Source organism: Aeromicrobium duanguangcaii, from assembly GCF_024508295.1.
Taxonomy (GTDB): Bacteria; Actinomycetota; Actinomycetes; order Propionibacteriales; family Nocardioidaceae; genus Aeromicrobium; species Aeromicrobium duanguangcaii.
In genome coordinates, this window is the sequence record NZ_CP101990.1 from 2589569 (window position 1) to 2615755 (window position 26187).

A 26187-nucleotide genomic window follows, 5' to 3' on the forward strand; every position below is an offset into this window, starting at 1 on the left:
GGCTCAGCGCACCGGCGCCCAGCGCAGGCCTGCGAGGAACACCAGCAGGCCGGCTCCGGCCAGCGCGGCGCCGACGAGGGCCGGGGCGGCGTAGCCGGCGCCGGCGGCGATGACCAGGCCGCCGAGCCAGGCGCCGAGGCCGTTGGCGATGTTGAGGCTCGCGTGGTTCAGCGCGGCGCCGAGCATCTGGGCGTCGCCCGCGGCGGTCATCAGCCGGATCTGCAGGCCGACCGCGATGACGCTGCCGAGCGTTCCGACCAGATACACGCCCACCAGCGCCGCCACCGCGAAGTGCACGAGCTCGTGGAAGGCCAGCAGGACGACCACGCTGGCGACCAGACCGCCCACGACCTGGCGGACGTTGTCCCAGTCCGCGAGGCGGCCGGCCGCCCAGGTGCCGCTGACGGAGCCGAGACCGAAGGCCAGCAGGAAGAACGGGATCGTGCCCGCGGGCAGGTCGACGACATCGGTGACGATCGGCGCGATGTAGCTGTACATCGCGAACACGCCGCCGAAGCCGACCACGCCGGTCAGGAAGGCCGCGATGACCGCCGGCTCGCGCAGGGCGAACAGCTCGCTGCGGATGGTGGCCTTCGGGTCGCCCGGGATGACCGGGACGAAGGCCACGACCAGCACGGCCGCGGCGGCGGCGATCGCCACCACCATCCAGTAGGCGGCCCGCCAGGACAGGGCCTGGCCCAGCCAGGTGCTGGCGGGCACGCCGACGACGGTGGCCACCGAGAGGCCCATCATCACCATGCTGATCGCCCGGCCTCGACGGCCCGGCGGGACGAGGGAGGCGGCGACGAGCGAGGCCACGCCGAAGTACGCGCCGTGCGGCAGTCCGGCGACGAAGCGGGCGAGCAGGACGGGGACGTATCCGCTCGCCAGCGCCGTCAGCGCGTTGCCGAGGGCCAGTCCGCCCACGAGCCACAGCAGCAGCGCGCGCTTCGGCATCCGAGCGCCCAGCGCCACGATCAGCGGGGCGCCCACCACGACGCCCAGCGCGTACGACGAGATGATGTGGCCGGTGGTCGGGATGTCCTTGCCGATGGAGGCGGCCACGTCCGGCAGCAGGCCCATCGTCACGAACTCCGTCGTGCCGATCGCGAAGCCGCCCAGCGCCAGGGCGAGGATCGCCAGGACCACGTGTCGGGGGCGGGTCGTCGGCTCGGTCTCGGCGGTCACCTTCGTTCCAAGGCCGTGAGGGTGTCGGACATTCCGCGACGCCGATGCGAGCCCCGTCACCTCATCGGGACGAGCCGGCCCTTGCGGTCGGCCGCGACGCGCCGCAGGATGCGGCCATGACCCGCTTCGTCTTCAACACGGCCGCGACGCTGGACGGCTTCCTGGCCGACCCCGACCACTCCCTGACGTGGCTGTTCGACGTCGAGGGCGGGACGCCGGACGCTCCCGAGCACGCCGATCACTTCGGCGCGTTCCTCGAGGGGATCGGGGTCACGGTGCTGGGCTCGTCGACCTACGAGTGGCTGCTGCGCGAGACCGGAGCGTTGGAGGACCCGAGCGCGTGGACCGCGGCGATCTCGGGCAAGCCCGCCTTCCTGTTCACCTCGCGCGACCTGCCCACGCCCGAGGGTGCCGATCTGACCGTCGTCCGGGGCGCCGTCGAGGAGCAGCTGGCGGCGATCCGCGAGCGCGCGGGCGACCGCGACGTGTGGGTCATGGGCGGTGGTGACCTCGTGGGTCAGTTCGCCGACGCCGACGCCCTCGACGAGATCCAGGTCAGCGTCGCCCCGGTCACGCTGGGCGCCGGACAGCCCCTGCTGCCGCGGCGACTCGGGGCGGACCGGCTGCACCTGACCGGCGTCGAGCAGCGCGGCCAGTTCGCCCACCTGACCTACCGCGTGGAGACCTGATGCGCGGTCCCGAGCCGTGAGCCCTCCGGAGCCGTAGCCTGAGCCCGTGACCAGCGTCGCGATCGCCGCCCCCAACGTCGCCGCCGCAGACGCCGCGGAGGCGATCGTGCGGGCGGGCGGGAACGCGATCGACGCCGCGCTCACCGCCGCGTTCGTCGCGATGGTCAACGAGGTCGGACTGGTCTCCCCCAGCGCCGGCGGGTTCCTGACGATCCAGCCGCCCGACGGCTCGGGACCCGTCACGATCGACGGCTGGATGGACATGCCGGGGCGCACGACGCGTGAGCACTTCGGCCACGGCACGTGGGACGTCGAGAGCGTCTACGGCGGCGGGGTCGTCGTCACGATCGGCGCCGGGTCCGTCGCCACCCACGGGGCGATCGCCGCGTTCGGCGAGGTGCACCGCCGGTGGGGCAAGCTGCCCTGGGCCGAGCTGCTGGCACCCGCCATCGACATCGCCCGCGACGGCTTCCCGCTGAGCGCGGCCTCGCGGTACTACCTGGAGTACGTCCACGAGTCGATCTTCGGCTGGGACGAGGCGAGCCGGTCCGCCCTCCACGACGACGCCGGCCACCTCATCGACCACGACCTCGTCGTCCCCGACCTGGCCGACTCCCTCAGCGCGATCGCGCGGTTCGGCCCGCAGGAGCTCTACACCGGTGACCTGGGCCGCATGATCGCCCAGGACGTGCTCGATCGCGGAGGGATCCTCGGGCCCGAGGACCTGGCCGAGTACGCCCCCGTCGTCCGCCCGTCGCTCACCGCCCGCATGGAGGGCTGGACCCTCGGCACCAACCCGCCGCCCGCGGTCGGCGGTGTCTGCGTGGCCGCGATGCTGCGCCTCATGGCCGGCCACGGACTCGACGACCGCGCGCACCTGCTGCGCGTCCAGCGGCGGGTGCTGGGCGAGCGGCTGCGCGTCTTCGACCACACCGACGACCTGGAGCGGGACGCCGCCGCGTTCCTCGACCTGATCGATCGTGAGGGACTGGGGGCACTCGAGTCCGGGTCCACGGCGCACGTCTCGACGACCGACGCGTCCGGCACGGCGTGCGCCGTGACGTTCTCGTCGGGCTACGGCTCGGGCATGATCGCGCGGGGCACCGGGATCTGGCTCAACAACTGCCTCGGCGAGCAGGAGCTGAACCCGCGCGGCCTCCACGGTCTGCCGCCGGGATCGCGCCTGCTGTCGAACATGGCCCCCACGGTCGGACGCCACGCGGACGGCGGCGTCCTGGCCATCGGGTCGCCCGGCGCCGACCGCATCACGACGGCCATCGTCCAGGCCCTGACAGGGCTGGTCGAGGACGGGCTCACCCTGCAGGAGGCGATCGACCACCCCCGGGTGCACCTGCACCGCGCCGGGACTCCGCAGGAGGAGATCAAGATCGAGGACCCCGACGACCTGACCATGTACTTCGGCGGTGTCTCCGGGACCATGTGCACGGCCGACGGCACGCTGGTCGCCGCCGCCGACCCGCGCCGCAGCGGCGCCGTCCGCATCGTGGCCTGAGCACGCGGCGGCTCTACGCTGGGTCGGTGACCCCCTCGCTCGTGGCCGAGCCCGTCATCATCGCGCACCGCGGTGTGCCGGGGTCGCGGCTCGAGCACACCCGGCCGTCCTACCTGCTGGGGATCGAGCAGGGGGCCGACTACATCGAGCCCGACGTCGTGGCCACGAAGGACGGCGTCCTCGTCGTGCGCCACGAGAACGAGATCGGCGGCACCACCGACGTCGCACGGCGACCCGAGTTCGCCCACCTGCGCACGACGAAGTTCATCGACGGCGTGCCGCTGACGGGCTGGTTCACCGAGGACTTCACCCTCGAGGAGATCAAGACGCTGCGCACGCGGGAACGGCTGCCGCAGCTGCGCCCGCAGAACCTGCCCCTGGAGGGCGCCGAGCCGATCCTCACCCTCGACGAGGTCATCGACATCGCCGAGGCCGAGAACGCCCGCCGTGGCCCGGGCGCCGAGCCGGTCGGGGTCTACGTCGAGACCAAGCACCCGACGTACTTCGCCGGGCTGGACCTGGACCTGAACGACCGCCTGATCGAGGTGCTGGAGCGACGCGGGCTGAACCACGACGGGGCCAAGGTCGTGATCCAGTCGATGGAGACGACGAACCTCAAGGCGCTCGTCGACCGCACCCCGCTCCCGCGGGTGCAGCTCATGGAGCGCAAAGGCGGTCCGTACGACCTCGTCGCGGCCTTCGACCCGCGCGACTACGGGGCGCTGACGGCGCCCGACGAGCTGGCGAAGATCGCCGAGTACGCCCAGGGCATCGGCCCGAACAAGAGCCTCGTCATCGCGCGCGACCGGCACCAGAACCTGCTCGGCGAGACCGATCTCGTCCGCGATGCCCACGCCGTCGGGCTGTTCGTGCACATCTGGACGATGCGCAACGAGAACAACTTCCTGCCGGTCCAGTGGCGCACGAGCGAGAACGTGGCCGACCCCGGCGACGCGACGGCCGAGCTGATGGCCTTCTACGCCGCCGGGGTCGACGGGGTGTTCTCGGACTTCACGCAGACGGCGGTTGCGGCGCGGGCGGCCCATCTGTCGTCGGCGGGGTCCACGGGCTCGGCTCCTGCGCCTGGGGCATGAGCAGCCACGCCGCGAGGTAGACCAGCAGCGTCGTGCCGACGCCGACCACCACCAGCACCACCGTGATGAGGCGGATCAGGTTGGCGTCCACCCCGGTGTACTGGGCCAGGCCGCCGCACACGCCGCCGAGCCACTTGTCCGTAGTGCTGCGGGTGAGCCGCTTGGGGGCGGGGGTCGGTGTGGTCATGAGGTCCTCCTCAGAGTCAGTGCGATGCCGGCGACGCCGGCGATGATGAGAGCCACGGGACCGGCGATCGCCAGGGCGTCGACGCTCACGAGGTCGTACGTCACCGCGGCCCAGCCGGCCACGACGAGGGTGAACAGGAAACCGAAGAGGAGTGCGTCCCAGCGCACCGGATGGGTGTTCATCGTCGCACCACCGTGATCTCGCCCGCCGTTCCATTGATGTCGATGACCAGGGCCCCGGGGGCGTCGGAGGGCCGGTCGAGACGGGGGTTGCGACCTTGGCGGACCTCGTCGAAGACGTCGATCTGACCGCCCGCGGTCAACGACGCCTCCACGGCGACGTCGAGGTCTCGGGGCACGACCACGGTGGTCTCACCCATGCCGTGATCGATCGCGAGGCGGCGACCGGCGAGGGCGTCGAGGTCCTGCACCGCGGTGAGGTCGACGCTCACCTGCCCGAAGCCCAGCTCGACCTCCTCGGGAACCGCGGCGGCCGAGGTCGGACGCAGGTCGACGTCACCGGCGCTGAGGTTCGGCACGAAGGACGCCGCCGCGAGGACGGGCAGGATCAGCAGGCCGACGAGGACCAGCGCCCCGGGATGTCCGATCCGGGTCCCGACGAAGAGGCCGACGGCGACGATCGCCAGAGCGACCGCCGGGTAGACGGCGACGTCGACGGGCTCCTGGAGCACCGACCACAGTCCCAGTCCGCCCATCGCGGCGATGATCGCGGAGAGGGTGACCAGCAGCAGGGCCGGTGACCACTTCTCGCGCGGGGGACGCGGCGGCACCACGCTGGTCGGCGGCCCCGGTGGCGGGCTGGTCGGCGGTCCGGGCTCGCCCAGGACGGCGGTCGCCTCATCCGTGGCGACGGGGGTGGTCATCTCGTTCTCTCCTGCGGGGGTGGAGGGGTACGCGGCGCCGGACGGCGGCGCGCTGAAGGGTCGCGCCGGCGGCTCGGCGTCGGCCTCGGGGCGGTACGGCGGGGGCGGCACGACGGGCGCGGCCGGCGCACTGCGCCGGGGCCGCACCGCGACGAACCAGTAGACGGCCGCGATCGGCGCGGCGATCCAGAACAGCATCCAGATCCAGCCGGCCCACAGCCACGGGCCGCCCCACGCCTGGTCTCCCAGGACCGCCGCGACGGCCAGGACACCGGCGACGATCAGGCCGACCGTCCGCACGTGCGAGTCCGACTGGAGGTCGAACGCGTCGCCCAGGGCGCTGCGCTGCGCACCCTCGCGGGGGATCAGCAGCCAGCAGGCCAGGTAGAGCAGCGGGCCGGAGAAGCCGATCACGGTCAGCACGACGAAGGCGATCCGCACGATGACGGGGTCGATGTCGAAGGTGCGCGCGAGTCCGCTGGCGACACCCGCGATCATCTTCTCGTCGTCCGAGCGCCGCAGGCTCTCGATCGACGGGGCAGAGGGGGGACTGGTCATGGCTCCAGCCTCTCGCGCGGAACGGTCCCGACACCATCAGGTGAACCCCTGGTCCTCCCCCGAGAGCGACTCGGAACGCACCGGGGTCGAACCTCATGGCGCTCGTGCGCGCCCGCGTGTGAGGCTGACCCCATGACGACCGCCGCGAACGACGCCCCGGGCCGCACCGGGCCGGGCGCCTACCGGCGTGCGTATCGGCCGGCCGACCGGCGCATCGTCGCCGGGGTGAGCGCCGGGCTCGCGGAGCACCTGCGCCTGCCCGTCGTGTGGGTGCGGGTCGGGTTCGTCATCGCCACGTTCATCCACGGCGCCGGCGTCCTGGGCTACCTGCTGCTGTGGTGGTTCCTGCCGCTGCAGGCGCCGCAGGACTCCCCCGGCCTGGCGTCGGCGCACCGGCGCGGCCTGCGCTCGGGCAGCCGCGGTCCGTCGCGTCGCGAGATCGTCCAGAGCGCCGCGATCGGCGCGATCGGCCTGGGGGTCCTGGGTCTCATGGCGCTCACCGGCGGCTGGCTCCAGGGCTGGATGCTGCCACTGCTCCTGGTCGTCACCGGCATCGCCGTCGTCTGGCGGATGTTCGACGACGCGACCTGGAACGCCTGGCTGCGTCAGACCGAGGGGCCGGCGTACGTCGCTCGGCTCCTGGTCGGCGTGACCCTCATCGGCCTGGGCGCCATCTACGTCCTCACGGTGAACCGCGGCTGGTCGGCCGCCGTCGACTTCGGCTCGGCCCTCGTGATCGCGCTGGCGGGCATCGGCCTGATCCTCGGACCCTGGATCCTCGGCCTGTGGACCGACCTCGGTCGTGAGCGGCTCGAGCGCATCCGGTCGCAGGAGCGCGCCGACGTCGCCGCCCACCTGCACGACTCCGTGCTGCAGACGCTCGCTCTGCTGCAGAAGAACGCCGACGACCCGGGCACCGTGGCCACCTTGGCCCGGCGTCAGGAGCGCGAGCTGCGCGACTGGCTGTACGGCCGCCAGGGCGAGGTCACGACGTTCGCCGCGGCCCTGCGTGAGATGGCCGGCGAGACCGAGGCCAACCACCGCATCGTGGTGGAGGTCGTGACCGTCGGCGACGCCGTGCTGGACGACGCCGTGCGCGCCCTGGTGGCCGCGACCGGAGAGGCCGTCGTCAACGCAGCCAAGCACTCCGGTGCCGCCCGCGTCGACGTGTACGCCGAGCGGGTCCTCGGGAGCGACGGCGCCCGGCTCGAGGTCTTCGTGCGCGACCGCGGCACGGGCTTCGATCCCGACGCGATCGCCGAGGACCGGCTGGGCATCCGCAACTCGATCATCGGCCGCGCCGAGCGTCACGGTGGCACGGCCCGCGTCCGCAGCACGCCCGACGGCGGCACCGAGGTGGCGCTGACCATGCCCGTGTCGGGCGAGAAGGAGACCTCATGAGCGTCCTGTCCGTCCTGGTGGTCGACGACCACGCGATGTTCCGCACCGGCGTGCGGGCCGAGCTCGAGCGGCTCGGCAGCGGCCGGGTGGAGGTCGTCGGCGAGGCCGAGGACGTCGACTCCGCCGTCGAGGCCATCGCCGCCCTGCGGCCGGACGTCGTCCTGCTCGACGTCCACCTGCCCGGGGGCGGCGGCACCGAGATCCTGCGTCGCGTCGGGACCAGCAGCACCTTCCTGGCGCTGTCGGTCAGCGACGCCGCCGAGGACGTCATCGGGGTCATCCGCTCGGGTGCGCGGGGCTACGTCACGAAGAACATCTCCGCCGAGGAGCTGCTCGACGCGATCGACCGGGTCGCCGGCGGGGACGCGGTCTTCAGCCCGCGGCTGGCCGGGTTCGTGCTCGACGCCTTCGCCGGGACCATCGAGATCGCCCAGGTCGACGAGGACCTCGACCGGCTCACCGACCGCGAGCGCGAGGTCATGCGGCTGATCGCCCGCGGCTACGCCTACAAGGAGGTGGCCAAGGAGCTGTTCATCTCGGTCAAGACCGTCGAGACCCACGTCTCGAGCGTCCTGCGCAAGCTGCAGCTCTCCAGCCGCCACGAGCTGACCCGCTGGGCGAGCGACCGCCGGCTGATCTGAGCGAACCGCCGGACAGACTCCGGCCGATCAGGGCAGGTCGATGCGCAGGAACTCGGGCCGGTAGAGGCTCGGATCGGCCTGGACGTCGCCGTCGGTCGTGTTCCGGCTGACCGAGACGACCATCGTCCCGGGCTCGGGGAAGAGATCCGGGTGGGCCAGCGGCATGTACCGCAGCTCCGAGCTCGTCGAGGGGATCTTGGCGACGGGCGGCAGGGCCGTGAACGGGCCGGTCGGGCTCGGGGCCTTCCACAGGACCAGGTCGGTGCCGACGAAGTCCGACTGCTTGCTGAGCGCGTACCAGGAGTCGCCCTCCCGGAAGACCGAGAAGGTCTGTGAGACGCCGTCCTGCTGGTCGATGAGCGTGGCGGCACGGTCCTCGTCGCGCTGCCAGCGGCTGCCGTCCCAGTAGCGCCACGTCGACTGGTCGGTGATGTCGGTCAGCGTGGCCCGGGCCACCGAGACGGCCCAGCCGAAGCCGTTCTCGGACGACCGGCTCGTGCCGTAGAGGTAGACCGTGTCCCCGACGATCGCGCCGGCGGCGCCCCACGTCGGGCGGGAGGGGTCGGGATCGTCCTTGCCGAGGTCCACGACGCGCTGCAGCACCGGCCCCTGCCCCGACTCGACGTCGAAGATCGCGACGGCCGGGCCGAGGTTGCGGAAGGCGAACAGGCCGTCGTCGCCGGTCTGCTCGACGCGCTGCGCCATCACGCCGACGAGGTCGTGACCGTCCAGCTCGACCGCCGCGATCGACATCGGCCAGTAGCCGACGCCGTCGGGACGGTCGGGGATCAGCGCACCGCGGTTGCGGCGCTGGACGAGCCCGGCACACCCGTCGCCGAGCACGAGCATCGAATTGCGCACCATCGTGGTGCGGTCGTAGTCGGGCCGGCGGACCGTGTCACCGAAGACGAAGAGCTCGCGCCCGTCGGCCAACGCCGTGCTGGCCCCCACGTCCCCGCCCACGAAGCCCGCGATGTCGTCGACCGTCTCGATCCGCTGATTGAGCTCCTCGACGTTCCGCGGCAGTGTCACGGGCGTGCAGGTCACCGTCACCGACGGCTGAGGGGCCGACGTCGTGAAGGCCGGCGCCGCGGGCGTCACGACGAGCACGCCGGCGAGGAACAGCGCCCCGAGAGCGGCGACGACGGGACGACGGCGCAGTGAGGGATGGACGCTCAGCAGGCTCGGGCGGGACTCGGCCTCCGTGGCTGCGACCGTGGTGACGGCCAGGCCGATCATCGTCCAGAGCATGAACATCAGCACGACGCGCTCGCCGCCGTCGCCGTCGAAGTACGCCAGGCCGCGGATGCCCCACGTCGCGGCTCCCGGCGGCAGCCAGGCCAGCAGCGTCGGCCAGACCACGGGCATCGGCGTCAGCGGCCACGCCCCGATCGCGCCGGGGATCCCCAGCACGAGCCCCAGGATCGCCAGCCCCAGACCCAGCCCGCCGAACCACGCGATCAGCGCGAGCGTGACCGCGCCGACGCCCAGGACGACGAGCGCTCCCAGGCCCGCCAGCGGCCAGAAGGGCGCGTCGAAGCGGTCGATCAGCACGTCGCTGAGGAAGGCGCCGCCGACACCGGCCACCGCGGCTCCCCCGGCCAGGCCGGCGAAGCGCAGCAGCACGAGACGCGGCCCGGCCGAGCGGGCTCCGAAGACCAGCCCCAGCAGGCCCGCGAACGCGACCCCGAGCAGCGCCCACCCCATACCGAGCCGGAAGGGACCGACCCCGTGGGGGTCGCGCGCGCTCGTGGGGATCCGGTCGACGACCCGCACGGTCTGCCCGCTGACGGCGAGGATCTCCTCGACGGTGGCGCGCACCTCCGCCGCCTCGGCGGTTCCCGCGGCACTGGCGACCCACAGGACATGCCGGTCGCCGCGGCCCAGCAGCAGGACGCCGCTGACCGACCGGTGCTGCAGGCTGGCCGCGGCGGCCTTCCGCGACGGGCTCAGCCTCGCGGCGAGCGGCTGGTCGACCGGACCGTTGAGCGCGTCGCGCATCGTCGTGGCCTGGGGCTCACCGCCCACGACCGCGACCGGGATCTCGCGCGGTGCCGCCTGCGTCAGGCCCGGCAGCTCCGAGGCAGGATCGATCCGGACCAGGAGGGTCGTGAGCATGATCGCCACCACGAAACCGGCGACCGTGAGGCCGACCCCCCGCACGCGGTCCATGGGGCCACCGTAGCGACGACGCCGCGAGGCGGCCGCCGCGCCGCCCGTCTCGAGGCGGCGCTGTCGGGACCCGCGACTAGGCTGTATCCGCGATGACCCTGCCATTCCCCGTGCCCTCCTCCCGCCCGACCCGCCCGGGTCCCGACGGTCCCGAGCAGACCCCCGCGAAGCGGCGGACCGCACGCTCCGACGAGCTGCTCGAGGGCCTGAACGACGCCCAGCGCACCGCCGTGTCCCACACCGGCGGTCCCCTGCTGGTGGTTGCCGGGGCCGGCTCGGGCAAGACCCGGGTGCTGACCCGGCGCATCGCGTGGCTCATCGCCGCCCGCGGGGCCCACCCCGGCTCGATCCTGGCCATCACCTTCACCAACAAGGCCGCCGCCGAAATGCGCGAGCGCGTCGCCGAGCTGGTCGGCGCGCGCGCCCGGATGATGTGGGTCTCGACGTTCCACTCGGCCTGCGTGCGGATCCTGCGGCGCGAGGCCGACAAGTTCAGCTACACCTCGTCGTTCAGCATCTACGACGCCGCCGACACGCGCCGTCTCATGACGCTCGTCGTCAAGGACCTCGACCTCGATCCCAAGAAGGTCAACCCGCGTGCCGTCCTGAACTGGGTCTCGAACCACAAGAACGAGCTGGTCGACCACGAGGAGGCCAGTCGCCGGGCCACCAACGGCACCGACGAGACGTACGCCCAGTGCTACGCGGAGTACCAGCGTCGCCTCCGCGCGGCCAACGCGATGGACTTCGACGACATCATCATGAACACGGTCCACCTGCTGCAGGGGTTCCCCGACGTCCGCGACACATACCGCCGCCGGTTCCGCCACGTGCTCGTCGACGAGTACCAGGACACGAACCACGCCCAGTACACGCTCATCAAGGAGCTGTGCGACCAGGACTCCGACCTCATGGTCGTGGGCGACTCCGACCAGTCGATCTACGCCTTCCGCGGCGCCACGATCCGCAACATCCTCGAATTCGAGGACGACTTCCCCGACGCGGCCACCGTGCTGCTCGAGCAGAACTACCGCTCGACCCAGAACATCCTCGCGGCGGCCAACGGCGTCATCGCCCGCAATCCCGGCCGCCAGGACAAGAAGCTCTGGTCGGCCGAGGGCGACGGCGAGCTGCTGGTCGGCTACGTCGCCGACGACGAGCGCGACGAGGCGCAGTTCGTCGCCGACGAGATCGACCGCCTCGCCGACGAGGGCATCGCCGTCGCGCGCGACATCGCGGTGTTCTACCGCACCAACGCGCAGAGCCGTGTCTTCGAGGAGGTGTTCATCCGCGTCGGCCTGCCCTACCGCGTCGTCGGCGGCGTGCGCTTCTACGAGCGCAAGGAGGTCAAGGACGCGCTGGCCTACCTGCGGGTGCTGGCCAACCCCCGCGACGCCGTCTCGATGCGCCGCGTGCTCAACGAGCCCAAGCGCGGCATCGGCGACCGGTCCGAGAACGCGCTCGAGCGCTTCGCGAATCGGCACGACATCAGCTTCTGGGAGGCGATGACCCGCGTCGACGAGATCGACGAGCTGGGCACCCGCTCGCGCACCGCGGTCTCGAGCTTCGCCACGACCATGTCCGAGCTGATGGATCTCGCCGCCTCCGGCGCCCCGGCCGACGCCGTGCTCGAGGCGGCCCTGACGAAGTCGGGCTACCTCACGGTTCTGGAGAACAGCACCGATCCCCAGGACGAGACCCGGGTCGAGAACCTGGCCGAGCTCGTCGCCGTCGCGCGCGAGTTCGTCGCGTCCGCGGGCACCCTCGACGACGACGAGGAGACCGACGACGACGTGGTCCTGGCCGCGGGATCGCTCGACGCCTTCCTCGAGCGCGTCGCCCTGGTGGCCGACGCGGACTCGCTGCCCGACGCCAAGGACGGCGTCGTCACCCTGATGACCCTGCACACCGCCAAGGGCCTGGAGTTCCCCGTCGTGTTCCTGACCGGCCTCGAGGACGGTGTGTTCCCGCACCTGCGCTCGCTCGGCGACCCCGCCGAGCTGCAGGAGGAGCGCCGACTCGCCTACGTCGGCATCACCCGGGCGCGCGAGCGGCTCTACCTCACCCGCGCCACCGTGCGCTCCGCGTGGGGCGCGCCCTCCTACAACCCGGCGTCGCGCTTCCTCGACGAGATCCCGCCGACCCTGATCGACTGGAAGCGCGAGGCCAGCGCGCCGACGCAGTGGGCCCCACGCACGCCGTCGGCGTCGTTCAAGTCCTCGGCCGTCGCCGCGCGATCGAAGAAGAAGGCCGGCGGCGAGGTCGTGTCCCTGTCCCCCGGCGACCGCGTCACCCACGACAGCTTCGGCCTGGGCACCGTGGTCACGGTCGAGGGCACGGGACAGAACACCGTCGCCAGCGTCGACTTCGGCTCGGCCGGGGTCAAGCGGCTGCTGCTGCGCTACGCGCCCCTCGAGAAGCTGTGAGGCCGCGGGGCGCCGCCCCGCACCGCTGACACGAGCTCAGCACCCCCTCAGACGACGGAGGCCGGACGCTGCGGGCCTGGGCCCGCGCATCCGGCCTCCGATGAGTCCGAGCGAACGTCAGGGGTTCACGCCGTGCGCGACGAGCATCGCGGCCGGGTCGGCCGGTCCGCCGCCGCCGGGGTGCACCTCGAGGTGCAGGTGCGGTCCGGTGACGTTGCCGGTCGAGCCCGTGGCGCCGATGACGTCACCGGGGCCGACCTTCTGGCCGGGCTGGACCTGGATCGAGCTCTGGTGGCAGTACCAGACCTCGGTGCCGTCGTTGAGCGTGATGACGGTCTTGTTGCCGTACGCGCCCTCGTAGCCGGTCGACTTCACCGTGCCGGCGGCGATCGAGACGATCGTCGAGCCGGAGGGGCCGGCGAAGTCCAGGCCGGTGTGGCGGCCGCTGCTCCAGTAACCGCCGCCCTGGCCGAAGCGGGCCGTGATGCGGTAGCCGACGACCGGGATGACCCACTGGTTGCGGATCTTCTCCTCGGCGCGGGCCTGGACCTGCTGCGCTTCCTTGGCCTTCTGCTCAGCGAGCGCCATGGCGATCTGCTGGGCCTGCAGGGGCTTCTGCACCGCGAGCTCGCGGTCATAGTTGCGCGAGACGTCGACCGCGTTGGTCGCGTTGGCGCCGACGTAGTTCTTGGCCAGCGCCGCATCGGCGCCGGCGAGCAGGCCGGGCGAGGTGACGCTCAGCGAGCCGATCGCGGCGATCGCGACGGCGGCGGCGCCGGCCACGAGGCGGGTGCGGCTGGAGACGGCGGCGGCGCGGCGGGCCGCACGGCGGGCGCCGGGGATCCGGCCGGAGGGGAGGGAGCCGACAGCGGGGAACGTGATCGTGTCCTCGGCGGCGGGGGCGCTGCGCTCGGCGCGAGCGGGGGTCTTGGCGGGCTGGTCGACGGCGGCCTCGATGGGGCGCGGCGCGGCGACGGGCGTCGGGCGCTTTGCGCGGCGGCCGACGGTGTAGGTCTGTGACGTCGACTCGGCGCTCACAGCGCTCATCACCATGGTGGAGTCGTGGTCGGTCTCAACGGGACGTACTGCTCGGCGCGATCCAACGCGGCCGGGTGCCTCAGGTGCATCAGGGGTCGACCGACCGCTCTGTTTCGAGCGATCGAGTTCGGTCATACGGTTTGCGCCTCCGGGGGGTCAGGCAGTCGGACTCGGCGAGTCTAGGGGACTCGGGGTTCGCGATTCCAACCTTTGACCATGGTGAATGGCGGTTAACTCCCAGATAGCAGAGGAAAGTCGATCCCGCATGTTCACCAGACCGGACGGTGTTACAACTCACGTTTACGCAACCCAGCCCTGAGCGGCGCCCTGGCGCCCGGTAGAGTCGCGAGCGCTTCGGCGGCGTCGCGTCCACGGCGGCCGCTGAACCACAGCGAATCCCACCATTAAGGACGTCACCGTGGATCTGATGGAATTTCAGGCGAAGGAGCTCTTCGCCAAGCACAACGTTTCGACCACCCTCGGCACCGTGGTCACCACGGCCGAAGAGGCCAAGGCCGCTGCTGAGCAGCTGGGCGGCGTCACCGTCATCAAGGCACAGGTCAAGGCCGGCGGCCGCGGCAAGGCCGGCGGCGTCAAGATCGCCAAGACCCCCGACGAGGCCTTCGAGCACGCGTCGAACATCCTGGGCATGGAGATCAAGGGCCTCACGGTCAACCGCGTGCTGGTCACGCCGGCGACTCCCCCGGTCGAGGAGTACTACTTCTCGTTCCTGCTCGATCGCGCCAACCGCAGCTACCTGTGCATCGCGAGCGTCGAGGGTGGTGTCGAGATCGAGGAGGTCGCGAAGACCAACCCCGAGGCCGTCCGCCAGATCCCGATCGACGCCGGCACCGGCGTCGACGAGGCCAAGGCCCGCGAGATCGTCGCCGACGCGAAGTTCCCGGCCGAGCTGGCCGAGCAGGCCGTCGAGATGATCCAGGCGCTCTGGAAGGTCTTCGTCGAGGAGGACGCGACGCTGGTCGAGGTCAACCCCCTGGCGCGCCTCGAGGGCGACAAGCTGGAGGCCCTCGACGGCAAGGTCTCGCTCGACGAGAACGCCGAGTTCCGTCACCCCGAGCACGAGGCGTTCGTCGACAACGACGCCACCGACCCGCTCGAGGTCAAGGCCAAGTCCAAGGGCCTGAACTACGTCAAGCTCGACGGCGAGGTCGGCATCATCGGCAACGGCGCGGGCCTGGTCATGAGCACGCTCGACGTGGTCGCGTACGCCGGTGAGGCACACGGCGGCGTCAAGCCCGCCAACTTCCTGGACATCGGCGGCGGAGCCTCGGCGCAGGTCATGGCCGACGGCCTGGACGTCATCTTGAACGACGAGCAGGTCAAGAGCGTGTTCGTCAACGTCTTCGGCGGCATCACGTCCTGTGACGCGGTCGCCAACGGCATCAAGGGCGCGCTCGAGATCCTCGGCGACGAGGCCACCAAGCCGCTCGTCGTGCGTCTCGACGGCAACAAGGTCGACGAGGGCCGAGCGATTCTCAACGAACTGAACCACCCGCTGGTCACGCTCGTCGACACCATGGACGGTGCCGCCGACAAGGCCGCCGAGCTCGCGAACGCGTAAGGGACGAACACATGTCGATCTATCTCAACTCTGACTCCAAGGTCATCGTCCAGGGCATCACGGGCGGCGAGGGCACCAAGCACACCGCCCTCATGCTCAAGTCCGGCACCAACGTCGTGGGCGGTGTCAACGCGCGCAAGGCCGGCACCACGGTCAAGCACGTCGACGCCGACGGCAACGACGTCGAGCTCCCCGTCTTCGGCTCGGTCGCCGAGGCGATCGAGAAGACCGGGGCCGACGTGTCGGTGGCCTTCGTGCCGCCGGCGTTCACCAAGGACGCCGTCATCGAGGCCATCGACGCCGAGATCGGCCTGCTGGTGATCATCACCGAGGGCGTGCCGGTCCAGGACACGGCCGAGTTCTGGGCGTACGCCCAGGGCAAGAAGACCCGCATCATCGGCCCGAACTGCCCGGGCATCATCAGCCCCGGGCAGGCGCTGGCCGGCATCACGCCGGCCACGATCGCCGGTGCGGGCCCGATCGGTCTGGTGTCCAAGTCGGGCACCCTGACCTACCAGATGATGTTCGAGCTGCGTGACTTCGGCTTCACCACCGCCATCGGCATCGGCGGCGACCCGGTCATCGGCACGACGCACATCGACGCGCTCGAGGCGTTCGAGAACGACCCCGACACGAAGGCGATCGTGATGATCGGCGAGATCGGCGGCGACGCCGAGGAGCGTGCGGCCGAGTACATCAAGGCGCACGTCACCAAGCCGGTCGTCGGCTACGTCGCGGGCTTCACGGCCCCCGAGGGCAAGACGATGGGCCACGCCGGCGCCATCGTGTCCGGTTCCTCGGGCACCGCCCAGGCGAAGAAGGAGGCCCTCGAGGCCGCCGGGGTCAAGGTCGGCAAGACGCCGTCCGAGACCGCCGCCCTGATGCGGGAGATCCTGAAGAGCCTCTGACCCCGTCAGCACGAAGCCCCCGCGACCTCACGGTCGCGGGGGCTTCGTCGTCGTGTCGGGGCCAGCGGCCCACCACGGGACGGTGGCGAGCCCGCTCAGGTCACTCGGGGGCGTAGGCGAGGCGCTCGCCGGCTCGCTTGAGCACGGCGCGGAACTCGGCGTCGGAGATGGCGAACTTGCCCGCAGGCGGGAAGAGAACCTGGGTGACGTCGTTGCCGCGCAGGACGACGCCCATCCGGTAGTAGACGACCTTGTTCTTGCCGATCTCCAGGCCGATGCGCCACGACATGCCGCTGAAGCCCTCGCCGGAGATCTTCTTCTTCTCGTCGATCTTGGCCGGCAGGTCGCTGTCGGGACACCGGTCGACCTTCTTGCGGATCCGGTCGTAGAACGCCTTCGCGGCCCGGTCGTCGGTGAAGCGTCCGACGGTCTGGGTGAGCGCGAACTGGTCGGGCAGGGCGGTGGCCTCGGGGATCGCGAACACGCGCGCCTGGGCCTGCACGACGGACTTGCCGGTGTACGAGGCGTCGTCGCACAGCGTCGCCGTGGGGTTCTGCTTGCCGACGGCGATGGGCGCGCTGGCGCTCCAGACGCTGTCCACGGTCCTGACCGGCGGCAGGTCGACGACGCCGAGGAACTCGGGGTACTTCTCCGCCTTCGGGGGAAGCGTGGCCTTGACGGTGAACCGCTCGGTGCAGTCGCCGCCGGACTCGGCGCACACGCGGCTGATGGACTCGTTCAGCACGCGGGCGAACTCACGCACGTCGTTGCGCTCGGTGCCCGGCGACTCGTGCACCAGCGTGCTGGTGAGCGCACCGGACTGGGCCAGACCCACCGTGATGAACCGGGCCGGCGACCGGTACGACTGGAGGCGCAGGATCTCGAAGTCGCCGAACGGCCGCTCGACGCGGTACGCGTCGACGAGGCGGGTGCGCGGGTGCTGGCACTCCGCGTAGAAGGACACGAGCTTGTCGAACGCGGCCTCCGACGCCGACTGCGACCGCGAGACCTCGAGAGCCTGGGCCACGCGTCCGCCGGCCTCGTTGCTGAAGGCACGCACGAACACCTTGAGCGGGTCGGGGTCGGCGAAGCGCGAGGTCGGGCAGGTGGCGTAGGGCGTGGCGTTCGCGGGATCGGTGTCGGTGCCGTCGACCTTCCACTCCGTGTCGGGGCGCAGACTCGACACCTCGCTCGCCGAGAGCAGGTTGTCAGGGCCGATGTTGTGCGAGTCCAGCACGATGTCGCGCGACTCGGCGCCGATCTTCTCGCGGTCGGGCAGGGCCGTCTGACGCTCCGTCGCGCCGCCCTGCGCCACGAAGGCACCGCCGAACAGCGTGAGGACGAGAGCAGCGACCACGGCCAGGACCGTGTTGCGACGAGCCCCGCGACTCGCGGAGCGCCGCACCTCGGGCGCGGTCGGCAGGTCCATGCCGGCGGTGACGACCGCGAGCGCGCGCATCCGCTCGACGACCTCGTCGAGGCTGGCGCCGAGGCCCTCCTCCATCCGGCTGAACCCGCGCGACGCCAGCTCCAGGGCCTCCTCGTCGTCGACGCCCACCTCGAGCGCCGCCTCGTCGAGGTCGACGTCGGAGATCGTCATGAGGCTGATCAGCCGCCGGGACGGCTGGTCGAGGTCGTCGAGCTGCTTGAGCAGCGGGCGATCGGTGTCGTGGGGGCGCTTGCGGCGCAGCGGGTGCGTGCTGCGGATCAGCGCCGTCCCCTTCCACGCCTCGGCGCGGACGAAGGCGGCCGGGTTGGCGGCGGAGACACGCGGCCACTGGGCCCACGCGTGCCGGTAGGCCTCGATCGTGGCGTCGCGCGCGACGTCGCGATCACCGCACTTGGCGTAGGTCGTGACGAGTGTCACGCGCTGGGTCGCCGAATAGAAAGCGTCGAATTCGTCGACTCGAGTCATCCGTCCGCCTCCCTTCGATCCGCCCCGGCGTGTGCTGTCAGGATCGTCGCCACAGTACCGGTTGGATGGTGAGGTGCCTGAGTCCCGTGCTGCCGATCAGTGGCGCCCGGCGATCCTCACCGCTGCCGGGTCGGCCCTCCTCAGCATCCTCCTCGCGGGCGTGGCGACGCTAGCGACCGGGGCGGCCGACTCGACCGTCGCCGTGGTCCGCACGTCGATCCGCGCCTGGCTCGTCGCCGTGGGCGCGACCCTGACGACGGGCGAGACCCGGATCGACGTCGTGCCGCTGGGCGCCACGCTCCTGGTGATCGTCCTGGTGTTCACGCTCACCCGCCTGTCCCTGCGGACGCCCATCGTCGACCCCGTGGCCTTCGGGGCGATGGCCGGAGGCGTCGCGGGAGTGCTGGCCGGCATCTGCTCCGCGGTGACGATGACCGACGCCCACAGCACGAACTTCGTCCGAGCCGCCTTCGGGGCGTTCGTCGTCGTGGGCCTGCCGGCCGCCTGGGGCGCCGCACGGCGCTCCGGCGTCGCCTGGCTCGGACTCCCCCGCCGCTGGGCCCCGGTCGCCGACGGAGCCGCCACGGGCGTGATCGGCCTGCTCGGCGGCGCCACCGTGCTCACCCTCGTCATGCTCGTGCGGCACCTCGACCAGGCCGGCGACCTGTGGGCCACCCTCGATCCCGGTGGCCCCTTCCTGCTGGGCCTGATGTGCCTGCTGGCCTTCCCCACGCTCGTCCTGTGGTCGGCGTCGGTCCTGCTGGGCCCGGGATTCACCCTGGGCAGCGACACGTCGGTGGACCTCACCGGCAGCGCCCTGGGCTCCGTGCCCGGCTTCCCACCGCTGGCGGCACTGCCCGACCCCGGCCCGTTCGGCGGCTGGGTCGTCCTGCTGACCCTCGTCCCGCTCGCCGCCGGTGTCGCCGCCGGACTGGTCGCGTTCACCGGCATCCCGGTCCCCGAGCGCGGATGGGGTCGAGCCGCGCTGGACGGCGCCCTGGCCGGAGCGGTGGGCGGCGCGCTCGTGGGACTGCTGATCGAGACGTCACACGGCGCCCTGGGGCCGGGAACGCTGCAGTCGGCCGGTCCGCCGGCCTGGCAGAGCCTGCTGATCGCCGTGCCGCTGCTGGCGGCGGGCGGCGCTCTGGGTGCGATCGGTGCCCACTATCGTTCTGCACGTGACCGCGCCTCGTCCTGAGCCCGCACGGCTCGTGGTGCTCGTGTCGGGCTCCGGGACCAACCTCCAGGCCCTGATCGACGCCTCCGCCGACCCGGCGTACGGCGCCCGCATCGTGGCGGTCGGGGCCGACCGCGACGGCATCGAAGGCCTCGCCCGCGCCGAGCGCGCCGGCATCGCCACGTTCGTCGACCGGGTCGGTGATCACCCGACGCGCGAGGACTGGGACGTGTCGCTCGCCGAGCAGGTCGCCGCCCACCGCCCCGACCTGGTCGTGCTGGCCGGCTTCATGAAGCTCACCGGCCCGGCCTTCCTGGCCCGGTTCGGCGGTCGCACCGTCAACACCCACCCGGCGCTGTCGCCGTCGTTCCCCGGCATGCACGGGCCGCGCGACGCCCTCGAGTACGGCGTCAAGGTCACGGGCGCGACGCTGTTCGTGGTCGACGCCGGCGTCGACACCGGACCGATCGTGGCCCAGGTCGCCGTGCCCGTCGAGGACGACGACGACACCGAGTCCCTGCACGAACGCATCAAGACCCACGAGCGAGCGATGCTCGTCGAGTGGGTCGGCCGCCTGGCCCGCGAGCCCTGGACGATCGAGGGCCGTCGCATCCGCTTCCAGCCGAAGGAACCGTCATGACCGACCTCCGTCCCATCAAGCGCGCCCTCATCTCGGTGTACGACAAGACCGGGCTGACCGAGCTCGCGGCCGACCTGCACGCCGAGGGCGTCGCGATCGTGTCGACCGGCTCGACCGCCAAGACGATCGAGGCCGCCGGCATCCCGGTGACCCCCGTCGAGGAGCTCACCGGCTTCCCCGAGTGCCTCGACGGCCGGGTCAAGACCCTGCACCCGCGCGTGCACGCCGGCATCCTGGCCGACCGCCGTCTCGACGACCACTCGCGCCAGCTCGAGGAGCTCGACATCGAGCCCTTCGACCTCGTGGTCGTCAACCTCTACCCCTTCCGCGAGACCGTCGCCTCGGGCGCTGCTCCCGACGAGGTCGTCGAGCAGATCGACATCGGCGGACCGTCGATGGTTCGCGCCGCCGCCAAGAACCACCCCAGCGTCGCGGTCGTCGTGTCGCCGGCGGCCTACGGCGAGGTGACCACGGCGCTTGCGCAGGGCGGGTTCACCTTCGACCAGCGCAAGCGCCTCGCCGCCCAGGCGTTCGCGCACACCGCCGCCTATGACGTCGCCGTCGCCTCTTGGTTCTCCTCGACCTACGCCCCGGCCGACCCGGAGCCGTTCCCCGCGTTCGCCGGCGCGACGTGGGACCGGTCCGCCGTCCTGCGCTACGGCGAGAACCCGCACCAGCCCGCAGCGCTCTACACCGACGGCACGGGCGGCCTGGCCGGCGCCGAGCAGCTGCACGGCAAGGAGATGTCCTACAACAACTACGTCGACACCGACGCCGCGCGCCGTGCCGCCTTCGCCCATGAGAAGCCCGCGGTCGCGATCATCAAGCACGCCAACCCGTGCGGCATCGCCGTGGGCGCCGACATCGCCCAAGCGCACGCCCGGGCGCACGCCTGCGACCCCGTCTCGGCGTTCGGCGGTGTCATCGCGGCCAACCGTCCCGTGACCGTCGCCATGGCCGAGCAGGTCGCCGAGGTCTTCACCGAGGTCATCGTCGCGCCCGACTACGAGGCCGGTGCCGTCGAGATCCTGCAGGGCAAGAAGAACATCCGCATCCTGCGCTGCCCGGCGCCGTCGCACGAGTCGCCCGTCGAGTTCCGGCCGATCAGCGGCGGCGTGCTGCTGCAGCGCCGCGACCTCGTGGATGCCGAGGGCGACGAGCCCACCACGTGGACCCTCGCCGCCGGCGAGCCGGTCGATTCGGCCACCTTCGCCGACCTGGTCTTCGCCTGGCGCGCCTGCAAGGCGGTCAAGTCGAACGCCATCTTGCTGGCCAAGGACGGCGCATCCGTCGGCATCGGCATGGGCCAGGTCAACCGCGTCGACTCGTGCCGCCTCGCGGTCGAGCGCGCCGGCGAGGACCGCGCGCGCGGCTCGGTGGCCGCGTCCGACGCGTTCTTCCCGTTCGCCGACGGGCCTCAGATCCTGATCGACGCGGGCGTCACGGCGATCGTCCAGCCGGGCGGCTCGGTGCGCGACGCCGAGACGGTCGCCGCGGCGGCCGCCGCCGGCATCACGATGTACGTCACGGGGACTCGTCACTTCTTCCACTGAGCGAGCGGTCGCGCAGTGCGGCGAGCAACTCGATCCCGGCCTCCTGCCCCAGCAGGTGGCCGACGATCAGGGTGCGCACGCCACGGACTGCGTTGACGGCCTCCTCGGCCTCGGTGTGGACACCGGCGGACCGGCGCAGGGCCAGCCCCGCGATCAGGGCCACCAGGTCCTCGGCGAGGCCCTGGGCGTCGGTGAAGCCCGCCCGGGTGAGCAGGCCGACCAGCACGTCGGTCCCGGTCGTCAACGCCGTGACGGCCGCGTCGCGCAGCTGGGGATCGCGGGCGGCGCCCAGGATCACCGTCAGCTCACGCGACGCGGTGGTCGGAGGCCGGCCCTCGAAGATGCCGGCCGCGAACGTGACGGCCGACTCGTCCGTGATGAGCGACATGACCCCGCTGACATCGATGTCGGCCAGGCTCTCCATCGTGGCGATCCACTGAGCGATGTGGTGGTTGAGCGCCTCGCGCAGCAGGTCCTCGATCGTCGCGAAGTAGTACGTGGTCGTCGCGGCCGGCAGACCCGCCGCGGCGGCCACGGCTCGATGGGTCACGGCCCGCGATCCGCCCTCGGCGAACAGGTCGATCGCAGCGTTCAACAGGGCCTCGCGACGCTGCCGGCTGCGCTCCTGGGACAACTGCGCCCGCGAAGTCATGCCCCGCAGTCTAGGGCGCACGGGACCGGTGCGCCGGGGGACAGGCCCCACCGTGAAAGACCGGCCCGGTAACCGCCCAGACCTCGACGAACAGGCCCGAATTCCAGGCACGGCCGGGACCGCCGTCCGGCCTGGTCCTCGGTCCAGCCACCAGACGAGGTCGTTTGACCACGCGCCAAGCGGTCACTACTCTCCGCTTGATGTCCGACGCGATGGCAAGGGGTGGCCGCACGATGAGAAACGTCTTGAGAGTCCATGGGGCGGGATGGCTGGGTGCCGCGCTCATCGCGAGCCTGCTCACCGTGATGACATCCGCACCGACTCACGCCGCTGACCGCGTCGGTCATACCGAGATCGTGAGCATCAAGGGTGACCCGACGAACAAGCGCTTCGTGGTCAAGTACAAGAACAAGGAGAACCTGCACGAGGCACTGAGGTTGAAGGTCTCGGTGTACCCCTCGGCGACCCGTCGCGGGGGGACCGTGACGGGCGCCAAGTACCTCTCCGGGAAGAAGGGATCGCACACCACCCACATCCCGATGAAGACGCGTGCCGGCGTGTATGAGGTGTTCATCGAGAATCCCGCGGCGCGAGGCCAGATTCAGAAGAGCTTCTACCGACTGCTCTCGCCGGGCAAGAAGACCACCACGAAGGTGGTCACCGCGGCTGAGGCTTCCGCGAACGCGGCGGTCCTGACTGCGGTGGCCGCGACTCTTCAGTTCTCGAAGGCGAAGACAGTCAAGTGGCTCGGCGGCGTCGTCTTGGGGTGGCAGGCTCTGGCGGGGATGAAGACTGCCCTGTCCGGGTCGAAGAACACCTGCCCCAAGTTGGCGAAGGGCCAGTACATCCGCACGACGTCGTGGTGGTCCCGGGACGGGAAGAAGGCCACGAGCCATGCCGAGGTCCGCGTGTGGCACAAGAAGACCCACTACACGAACGGGAAGGCCCCTGTGTGCACGGTGAAGCAGGGCTGGACGGTCTGACCGCGGTCCCGGGCGCCGTGTCCGGAGGCAAAGGTGGCGGTCGGCGTGGCCGGCGCCCGTGAAAGACTGGCCCGGTGACTGCCCAGACCCTCGACGGCAAGGCCGTCGCCGCCACCATCAAGTCCGAGCTGCGTGAACGTGTCGACGCCCTGCGCGCCCGCGGCATCACGCCCGGCCTCGGCACGATCCTCGTCGGCGACGACCCGGCCAGCCGCTGGTACGTCGGCGCCAAGCACAAGGACTGCGCCGAGATCGGCATCGAGTCGATCCGCATCGACCTGCCGGCCGACGCGAGCCAGGCCGAGGTCGAGGCGGCCGTCGACGAGCTCAACGCCGACCCGACGTGCACCCTCTACATCGTGCAGCTGCCGCTGCCGAAGGGACTCGACGAGAACGCCGTCATCGGCCGGATCGACCCGGCCAAGGACGCCGACGGCCTGCACCCGACGAACCTGGGCTGGCTCGTGCTGGGCAAGCCCGCTCCCCTGCCGTGCACCCCGCGCGGCATCCTCGAGCTGCTGCGTCGCCACGACGTCGAGATCGCCGGCAAGCACGCGGTGGTCGTCGGCCGCGGCATCACGGTCGGCCGCCCCATGGGACTGCTGCTGACCCGCCGCAGCGAGAACGCCACCGTCACGCTGTGCCACACCGGCACGCGCGACCTGGCGGCCGAGGTGCGGCGCGCCGACATCGTGATCGCCGCCGCGGGCGTCCCGGGCATCATCACCGGCGACATGGTCAAGCCGGGAGCGGCACTGCTCGATGTCGGTGTCAGCCGCGACGAGGACGGCAAGATCGTCGGCGACCTCGCGCCGGACGTCTGGGAGACCGCCGGCTGGGTCACCCCCAACCCCGGTGGCGTCGGGCCGATGACGCGGGCGATGCTGCTCAGCAACGTCGTCGACTTCAGCGAGGCGGCCGCCGAGGACGCCGGGTGAAGCTCCCCCGCAGCAACGGCTCCAGGATCTACCTGCTGCACCTCGTCGCGGTCGCGATCGGACTGGGCATGGTCGTGCTCGGTCCGTGGCGCGCGGGCCTCATGGTGATCGGCGCGTCGTTCCTGGTGTCCGCCGTCGCCCGCATGGTGGTGCCGATCGACCACACCGGGATGCTGCGCGTGCGCGGCAAGCTGTTCGACGTCGTGTGGATGGGCTTCCTGGGCGCCTCGCTGCTGGTGCTGGCCGTCCTCGTCCCGTCCTGACGGCACCCCCGAGACGAAACGCAGCAGGGCCGCCCCTCGGGGCGGCCCTGCTGGTGTTCGCTACTCGGCTCAGATGAGGCCCAGCTGCGTGACGGCGTCACGCTCCTCGGCGAGCTCGGCGACGCTGGCGTCGATGCGCGCGCGGCTGAACTCGTCGATCTCGAGGCCCTGGACGATCTCCCAGTCACCGTTCTTGGTGGTGACGGGGAACGAGCTGATGAGGCCCTCGGGCACACCGTAGGAGCCGTCGGACGCCACGGCCATGGAGACCCAGTCGTTCTCGGCGGAGCCACGCAGCCAGTCGCGGGCGGCGTCGATCGTGGCCGAGGCGGCCGAGGCGGCGCTGGACGCGCCACGGGCCTCGATGATCGCCGCGCCGCGCTTGGCGACGGTCGGGATGAAGTCGTTCTCGATCCACGCCTGGTCGTCGACGACCTCGGCGGCGTTCCGGCCGGCGATCTCGGCGTGGAAGATGTCCGGGTACTGGGTGGCCGAGTGGTTGCCCCAGATCGTCATCTTGGAGATGTCCGCGACCTTGGCGCCGGTCTTGGCGGCCAGCTGGCTGATCGCCCGGTTGTGGTCGAGGCGCGTCAGGGCGGTGAAGCGCTCGGCCGGGATGTTCGGCGCGTTCTTCATCGCGATCAGCGCGTTGGTGTTCGCCGGGTTGCCGGTGACGCCGATGCGGATGTCGTCGGCCGCGACCTCGTTGAGGGCCTTGCCCTGCGCGGTGAAGATCGCGCCGTTGGCCTCCAGCAGGTCGCCGCGCTCCATGCCCTTGGTGCGCGGGCGGGCGCCCACGAGCAGGGCGAGGTTCGCGCCGTCGAAGATGTGGTTCGGGTCGTCACCGATCTCGACCGAGTCCAGCGTCGGGAACGCGCAGTCGTCGAGCTCCATCACGACGCCCTCGAGCGCCTTCAGCGCCGGGGTGATCTCGAGCAGCCGCAGCTGGATCGGGGTGTCGGGACCGAGCAGCGAGCCGCTGGCAAGACGGAAGAGAAGGCTGTAGCCGATCTGGCCGGCGGCGCCGGTGACGGCCACCTTGACAGGAGAGGTGCTCACGTCGATGTGCTCCTTGTGTGGGGTGTCTGTTGTCGAAACTAGCGCAGGACGGATTCGCCCACGCCACCGCGGTCAGAGATCGTCGGTCTCGTTGTCCAACGAGATCCAGTCCTTCGAGTCCTGGACGCGGGTCTGTCCGTCACGGGTGACGTGCAGGGAACCGTCGACGGCATGCAGTTCGTACCGCGTGCCGCCGGCCTCGGCGACGTAGACGTCGCGTCGCCAGTCGTACTCACCCGGCAGGTCGACGGCGTCGCCGCCCTGGGGCTTGACCACGACACGGAACCGGTCGCCGACGGCGTCGCGGCCGCAGATCGAGGTCTTCGCGCCCGTGGTGGTCGACTTGTAGAGGATCACCGGGTAGTCGCCGCCGCACGCCAGCGAGAGACCGTCGGTCTGCTGCTGCTGCTTCGTGACGGGCGTCTGGCCGCAGTCCGGCAGCAGGCTGTCGCCCTGGGTGCCGTCGGCGTTGAAGCGCGTGTTCTCGTCCTCGCACTCCGTGACCCTGGGCGTCTCGGTGGGCTCGGTCGTGGGCTCCGGCGCCGGAGCCTCGCTGCTCGGATCGGCGGTCAGGACGGACTCGGTCGGAGCCGGGGTCGGGGCCGCACTGGTGGTCTGGTCGTCCCCGGAGTCATTGCCCGAGATCATGTACCACCCGAACACCCCGAGCGTGGCCACGACAGCCAGCACGAGCAGGACAGGACGCGCACCTCGCCAACTCATCGGT

The 26187-nt window shown here is 71.5% G+C and carries 24 protein-coding genes; 14 read left to right on the forward strand and 10 right to left on the reverse strand.

The window, feature by feature from the left end; all coding sequences use genetic code 11:
- Positions 1-3: 3 nt before the first annotated feature.
- A complete protein-coding gene (locus NP095_RS12790; protein WP_232419379.1) occupies positions 4-1188 on the reverse strand; it encodes an MFS transporter in 1185 nt (394 codons plus the stop codon).
- Positions 1189-1304: 116 nt separating this feature from the next.
- On the opposite strand from NP095_RS12790, the gene NP095_RS12795 reads away from it, so the two are divergent.
- Genes NP095_RS12795 through NP095_RS12805 form a run of 3 tightly spaced genes read left to right on the forward strand, consistent with a single transcriptional unit; the run spans position 1305 to position 4484 of the window.
- The gene (locus NP095_RS12795) at positions 1305-1877 is read left to right on the forward strand and encodes a dihydrofolate reductase family protein (protein ID WP_232419377.1); all 573 of its coding nucleotides are present in this window, start codon (positions 1305-1307) and stop codon (positions 1875-1877) included.
- 46 nt (positions 1878-1923) lie between these two features.
- The gene (locus NP095_RS12800) at positions 1924-3390 is read left to right on the forward strand and encodes a gamma-glutamyltransferase (RefSeq protein ID WP_232419373.1); all 1467 of its coding nucleotides are present in this window, start codon (positions 1924-1926) and stop codon (positions 3388-3390) included.
- 26 nt (positions 3391-3416) lie between these two features.
- Positions 3417-4484 (forward strand): glycerophosphodiester phosphodiesterase family protein, encoded by a 1068-nt coding sequence (locus NP095_RS12805; protein ID WP_232419371.1) that lies wholly within the window; start codon positions 3417-3419, stop codon positions 4482-4484.
- On the opposite strand, the gene NP095_RS12810 is transcribed toward NP095_RS12805, so the two are convergent.
- Genes NP095_RS12810 through NP095_RS12820 form a run of 3 tightly spaced genes read right to left on the reverse strand, consistent with a single transcriptional unit; the run spans position 4402 to position 6112 of the window.
- Positions 4402-4671: a PspC domain-containing protein gene (locus NP095_RS12810; RefSeq protein ID WP_232419365.1), complete on the reverse strand. Its 270-nt coding sequence runs from the start codon at positions 4669-4671 to the stop codon at positions 4402-4404. The genes NP095_RS12805 and NP095_RS12810 overlap by 83 nt on opposite strands.
- Positions 4668-4853 (reverse strand): hypothetical protein, encoded by a 186-nt coding sequence (locus NP095_RS12815; RefSeq protein WP_232419363.1) that lies wholly within the window; start codon positions 4851-4853, stop codon positions 4668-4670. The genes NP095_RS12810 and NP095_RS12815 overlap by 4 nt, the downstream gene beginning before the upstream one ends.
- A complete protein-coding gene (locus tag NP095_RS12820; RefSeq protein ID WP_232419361.1) occupies positions 4850-6112 on the reverse strand; it encodes a PspC domain-containing protein in 1263 nt (420 codons plus the stop codon). Before NP095_RS12820 ends, NP095_RS12815 begins: the two co-directional genes overlap by 4 nt.
- Before the next feature lie 132 nt (positions 6113-6244).
- Between NP095_RS12820 and NP095_RS12825 the strand changes: the two genes are divergently transcribed.
- Together NP095_RS12825 and NP095_RS12830 are read left to right on the forward strand one after the other, a co-directional pair.
- Positions 6245-7513 carry an ATP-binding protein gene (locus NP095_RS12825; protein ID WP_232419359.1) on the forward strand — a complete coding sequence of 423 codons (1269 nt, stop codon included), beginning with the start codon at positions 6245-6247 and terminating at the stop codon, positions 7511-7513.
- Positions 7510-8154 carry a LuxR C-terminal-related transcriptional regulator gene (locus NP095_RS12830; protein WP_232419357.1) on the forward strand — a complete coding sequence of 215 codons (645 nt, stop codon included), beginning with the start codon at positions 7510-7512 and terminating at the stop codon, positions 8152-8154. The genes NP095_RS12825 and NP095_RS12830 overlap by 4 nt, the downstream gene beginning before the upstream one ends.
- A 27-nt stretch (positions 8155-8181) precedes the next feature.
- On the opposite strand, the gene NP095_RS12835 is transcribed toward NP095_RS12830, so the two are convergent.
- On the reverse strand, positions 8182-10326 hold the full coding sequence (locus NP095_RS12835; protein WP_232419355.1) for a DUF4185 domain-containing protein: 2145 nt from the start codon (positions 10324-10326) through the stop codon (positions 8182-8184).
- Between the two features lie 92 nt (positions 10327-10418).
- On the opposite strand from NP095_RS12835, the gene pcrA reads away from it, so the two are divergent.
- On the forward strand, positions 10419-12752 hold the full coding sequence (gene pcrA / locus NP095_RS12840; RefSeq protein ID WP_232419353.1) for a DNA helicase PcrA: 2334 nt from the start codon (positions 10419-10421) through the stop codon (positions 12750-12752).
- 117 nt (positions 12753-12869) lie between these two features.
- On the opposite strand, the gene NP095_RS12845 is transcribed toward pcrA, so the two are convergent.
- A complete protein-coding gene (locus tag NP095_RS12845; protein ID WP_232419350.1) occupies positions 12870-13799 on the reverse strand; it encodes a M23 family metallopeptidase in 930 nt (309 codons plus the stop codon).
- Positions 13800-14208: 409 nt separating this feature from the next.
- Between NP095_RS12845 and sucC the strand changes: the two genes are divergently transcribed.
- Both sucC and sucD read left to right on the forward strand, forming a co-directional pair.
- On the forward strand, positions 14209-15372 hold the full coding sequence (sucC, locus tag NP095_RS12850; protein WP_232419348.1) for an ADP-forming succinate--CoA ligase subunit beta: 1164 nt from the start codon (positions 14209-14211) through the stop codon (positions 15370-15372).
- 11 nt (positions 15373-15383) lie between these two features.
- Positions 15384-16280, forward strand: a complete 897-nt coding sequence (gene sucD, locus NP095_RS12855; RefSeq protein ID WP_232419346.1) for a succinate--CoA ligase subunit alpha — start codon at positions 15384-15386, stop codon at positions 16278-16280.
- 100 nt (positions 16281-16380) lie between these two features.
- On the opposite strand, the gene NP095_RS12860 is transcribed toward sucD, so the two are convergent.
- Entirely contained in the window at positions 16381-18195 is a 1815-nt protein-coding gene (locus NP095_RS12860; protein WP_232419344.1) for a SigE family RNA polymerase sigma factor, read from the reverse strand.
- A 73-nt stretch (positions 18196-18268) separates the two neighbouring features.
- On the opposite strand from NP095_RS12860, the gene NP095_RS12865 reads away from it, so the two are divergent.
- From NP095_RS12865 to purH, 3 genes are read left to right on the forward strand one after another with little or no spacing between them, the layout of a single operon-like run.
- Positions 18269-19393: a cell division protein PerM gene (locus NP095_RS12865; RefSeq protein ID WP_232419342.1), complete on the forward strand. Its 1125-nt coding sequence runs from the start codon at positions 18269-18271 to the stop codon at positions 19391-19393.
- Positions 19374-20012 carry a phosphoribosylglycinamide formyltransferase gene (gene purN, locus NP095_RS12870; protein ID WP_232419340.1) on the forward strand — a complete coding sequence of 213 codons (639 nt, stop codon included), beginning with the start codon at positions 19374-19376 and terminating at the stop codon, positions 20010-20012. Before NP095_RS12865 ends, purN begins: the two co-directional genes overlap by 20 nt.
- On the forward strand, positions 20009-21565 hold the full coding sequence (gene purH, locus NP095_RS12875) for a bifunctional phosphoribosylaminoimidazolecarboxamide formyltransferase/IMP cyclohydrolase (protein WP_232419337.1): 1557 nt from the start codon (positions 20009-20011) through the stop codon (positions 21563-21565). The genes purN and purH overlap by 4 nt, the downstream gene beginning before the upstream one ends.
- Here the strand turns inward: purH and NP095_RS12880 are convergent.
- Complete coding sequence (locus tag NP095_RS12880) at positions 21537-22217, reverse strand: TetR/AcrR family transcriptional regulator (RefSeq protein ID WP_232419335.1); 681 nt, start codon at positions 22215-22217, stop codon at positions 21537-21539. The genes purH and NP095_RS12880 overlap by 29 nt on opposite strands.
- A 200-nt stretch (positions 22218-22417) precedes the next feature.
- Between NP095_RS12880 and NP095_RS12885 the strand changes: the two genes are divergently transcribed.
- From NP095_RS12885 to NP095_RS12895, 3 genes are all read left to right on the forward strand, one after another.
- Positions 22418-23200: a hypothetical protein gene (locus NP095_RS12885; RefSeq protein WP_232419333.1), complete on the forward strand. Its 783-nt coding sequence runs from the start codon at positions 22418-22420 to the stop codon at positions 23198-23200.
- Between the two features lie 74 nt (positions 23201-23274).
- Entirely contained in the window at positions 23275-24138 is an 864-nt protein-coding gene (locus NP095_RS12890; protein ID WP_232419331.1) for a bifunctional methylenetetrahydrofolate dehydrogenase/methenyltetrahydrofolate cyclohydrolase, read from the forward strand.
- Positions 24135-24401, forward strand: coding sequence for a DUF3017 domain-containing protein (locus NP095_RS12895; RefSeq protein WP_232419329.1), 267 nt, complete (start codon positions 24135-24137; stop codon positions 24399-24401). Before NP095_RS12890 ends, NP095_RS12895 begins: the two co-directional genes overlap by 4 nt.
- Before the next feature lie 69 nt (positions 24402-24470).
- On the opposite strand, the gene NP095_RS12900 is transcribed toward NP095_RS12895, so the two are convergent.
- Positions 24471-25460 (reverse strand): malate dehydrogenase, encoded by a 990-nt coding sequence (locus NP095_RS12900; RefSeq protein ID WP_232419327.1) that lies wholly within the window; start codon positions 25458-25460, stop codon positions 24471-24473.
- Positions 25461-25532: 72 nt separating this feature from the next.
- Positions 25533-26183: a hypothetical protein gene (locus NP095_RS12905; protein ID WP_232419326.1), complete on the reverse strand. Its 651-nt coding sequence runs from the start codon at positions 26181-26183 to the stop codon at positions 25533-25535.
- Positions 26184-26187 lie beyond the last annotated feature (4 nt).

Coding starts and splice junctions, on each gene's coding strand:
- NP095_RS12795 (WP_232419377.1), top strand. CDS start 1,305: ATGACCCGCTTCGTCTTCAACACGGCCGCGACGCTGGACGGCTTCCTG.
- purH (WP_232419337.1), top strand. CDS start 20,009: ATGACCGACCTCCGTCCCATCAAGCGCGCCCTCATCTCGGTGTACGAC.
- sucD (WP_232419346.1), top strand. CDS start 15,384: ATGTCGATCTATCTCAACTCTGACTCCAAGGTCATCGTCCAGGGCATC.
- NP095_RS12860 (WP_232419344.1), bottom strand. CDS start 18,195: ATGACTCGAGTCGACGAATTCGACGCTTTCTATTCGGCGACCCAGCGC.
- NP095_RS12815 (WP_232419363.1), bottom strand. CDS start 4,853: ATGAACACCCATCCGGTGCGCTGGGACGCACTCCTCTTCGGTTTCCTG.
- NP095_RS12885 (WP_232419333.1), top strand. CDS start 22,418: ATGTCCGACGCGATGGCAAGGGGTGGCCGCACGATGAGAAACGTCTTG.
- pcrA (WP_232419353.1), top strand. CDS start 10,419: ATGACCCTGCCATTCCCCGTGCCCTCCTCCCGCCCGACCCGCCCGGGT.
- NP095_RS12820 (WP_232419361.1), bottom strand. CDS start 6,112: ATGACCAGTCCCCCCTCTGCCCCGTCGATCGAGAGCCTGCGGCGCTCG.
- NP095_RS12880 (WP_232419335.1), bottom strand. CDS start 22,217: ATGACTTCGCGGGCGCAGTTGTCCCAGGAGCGCAGCCGGCAGCGTCGC.
- NP095_RS12825 (WP_232419359.1), top strand. CDS start 6,245: ATGACGACCGCCGCGAACGACGCCCCGGGCCGCACCGGGCCGGGCGCC.
- NP095_RS12810 (WP_232419365.1), bottom strand. CDS start 4,671: ATGACCACACCGACCCCCGCCCCCAAGCGGCTCACCCGCAGCACTACG.
- NP095_RS12835 (WP_232419355.1), bottom strand. CDS start 10,326: ATGGACCGCGTGCGGGGGGTCGGCCTCACGGTCGCCGGTTTCGTGGTG.
- NP095_RS12830 (WP_232419357.1), top strand. CDS start 7,510: ATGAGCGTCCTGTCCGTCCTGGTGGTCGACGACCACGCGATGTTCCGC.
- NP095_RS12845 (WP_232419350.1), bottom strand. CDS start 13,799: ATGAGCGCTGTGAGCGCCGAGTCGACGTCACAGACCTACACCGTCGGC.
- NP095_RS12905 (WP_232419326.1), bottom strand. CDS start 26,183: ATGAGTTGGCGAGGTGCGCGTCCTGTCCTGCTCGTGCTGGCTGTCGTG.